Annotated in this window: 1 protein-coding gene, 3 tRNA genes and 1 rRNA gene; 4 read left to right on the top strand and 1 reads right to left on the bottom strand. The window is 30.5% G+C overall.

Annotation, left to right across the window (positions count from 1 at the left end; translation table 11 throughout):
- The first annotated feature begins 218 nt into the window (after positions 1-218).
- The 4 genes from rrf to BUA48_RS08225 all read left to right on the top strand — a co-directional run bounded on the left by rrf (position 219) and on the right by BUA48_RS08225 (position 574).
- Positions 219-335 (top strand): 5S ribosomal RNA (gene rrf, locus BUA48_RS08210).
- 5 nt (positions 336-340) lie between these two features.
- Positions 341-415: transfer RNA gene (locus BUA48_RS08215), tRNA-Asn, on the top strand.
- Between the two features lie 4 nt (positions 416-419).
- Positions 420-495, top strand: a tRNA-Phe gene (locus BUA48_RS08220).
- Positions 496-499: 4 nt separating this feature from the next.
- Positions 500-574, top strand: a tRNA-Cys gene (locus BUA48_RS08225).
- Positions 575-912: 338 nt separating this feature from the next.
- Here the strand turns inward: BUA48_RS08225 and BUA48_RS08230 are convergent.
- Positions 913-1,839 (bottom strand): S66 peptidase family protein, encoded by a 927-nt coding sequence (locus BUA48_RS08230; protein WP_072831584.1) that lies wholly within the window; start codon positions 1,837-1,839, stop codon positions 913-915.
- Between the last annotated feature and the right edge of the window lie 240 nt (positions 1,840-2,079).

Genomic DNA, 2,079 nt, shown 5'->3' on the forward strand with positions numbered 1-2,079 from the left:
CGGAGGTGTAAGTATGGTAACATATTCAGCTGACCGATACTAATAGGTCGAGGACTTGACCAAAAAACTCTTAACATTATGCAATTTTGAGAGAATATCTCAAAAAGTATTGACAATATTGTATGTGATGCATATAATATTAATGTACTAGAAAATACAGTGAGTTTAATCAATGTAAATTAATTAAATAAGGCTGTAATAATATAAAGTAACATAAATCTGGTGACAATAGCGTAAAGGTAACACCCCTTCCCATTCCGAACAGGCAGGTTAAGCTTTACAGCGCTGATGGTACTGCAGGGGAGGCCCTGTGGGAGAGTAAGACATCGCCAGGTAATGTTCCGCGATAGCTCAACGGTGGAGCACTCGGCTGTTAACCGATAGGTTGAAGGTTCGAATCCTTTTCGCGGAGCCAATGTGGCTGGATAGCTCAGTCGGTAGAGCAGAGGACTGAAAATCCTCGTGTCCCTGGTTCGATTCCTGGTCTAGCCACCAGTACGGCGCCATAGCCAAGTGGTAAGGCAGAAGTCTGCAAAACTTTTATCCCCCAGTTCAAATCTGGGTGGCGCCTCCATGAAAACCTCGTAGAATATACGAGGTTTTTTTATTTGTAAAAATAAAATATATTTTACTTATATATTTTTTTATTTTTATAAGTTTTGGCTAAATAATAAAAAATTATATATTATAGTAGTTTTCATTGGATTATATATATTTAAAAGTTTAAGTGTACTATAAGTATTTATACCGAAAACTGAAATAACCCTTTACAAAGTTTAAACTTTATAAAGGGTTATTTCAATTTTAAATATATACCTTAGCATATTAAGATATACTAGTTATATAATATCTATATTAATTTCAAGCTTTTTAATATATTATTTATAATATTATATTTTAGTTTAGTTTGTATTAGTTTTCGCTTACTACAGGCTCAATTATTTTAATACTTTTGTTATAGGTGTCTAATAGACATTTGCAGCCAATTGGAATTGTTAGTTTTGGATAATCATGTCCACTCATTAGATTGCTAAGAGTTGGCTTACCTAATGATAGTATTCTATCGCTTATTACTTCATCTAATTTAAAGCTTCTTTCGTAATTTGATAATTGGCATCCCTTAAATTGACCAAGTATAAAACCACTACATTCTTGAAGTTTATTAGATAAGAGTAATTGAGTTAGCATTCTATCGATTTTATATGGTGCTTCTCCAATTTCTTCTATAAATAATATTTTGTTTTTAAAATCTATCTCATAAGGTGTGCCTAAAGTACTACAGATAAGACATAGGTTACCACCTATTATTTCTCCTTCTGCATATCCTGATACTTCTTCTTTAATATCGAAGTCCTTAGGATTATCAATTGTAAAATCTCCTCTACACTGAGTTAGTATATTAAGAAAACTTTCTAAAGTGTATTTTTCATCTAATGAGGAGCTTCCCATTGGTCCATGAAAGGTAATAATATTACTTTTTTGGGCTATCATATTTAATAGTGTGGTAATATCACTAAAGCCCATAAAGATTTTAGGGTTTTTCTTTATAATATCAAAATCTAACAAAGGAAGTATTCTCATTGTTCCATAGCCACCACGTACACATAAAACCATATTAACATCTTTATCTTTAAACATGTTCATTAAATCTTTTGCTCTGTCTATATCTGAACCTGCTAAATATTTTTCTTTATCATATAGATGTTTTCCTTCTTTTACATTGAAGCCAAGGGACTTTAAAAATTCAATGCCTTTTCTTATTGCTTTTGGATCCTCTGGTCCAGCTGGTGAGATTAGGCCTATAGTATCGCCCTTTTTTAATTTTTTTCCTTGTTGCATATAATACATCTCCTATTTAAGTACTATAATATAGTGTATTTAAAATTATAAGGTTTGTATATAAAAAATATAAAACTATATAGAATTATTTTTATGATCCTACATAGTTTTATATTTTATAAATATATATTAATAGTTACTTAAGCTCTAGGTAGTAACTATTTAAAAATCATAACCTATATATTAGTAACTTGTAATTTAAAAGGGTTACTTAGTTATTAGGTAGTTACCTTTTAAAGA

The organism is Clostridium collagenovorans DSM 3089 (assembly GCF_900130005.1).
Lineage (GTDB): Bacteria > Bacillota > Clostridia > Clostridiales > Clostridiaceae > Clostridium_D > Clostridium_D collagenovorans.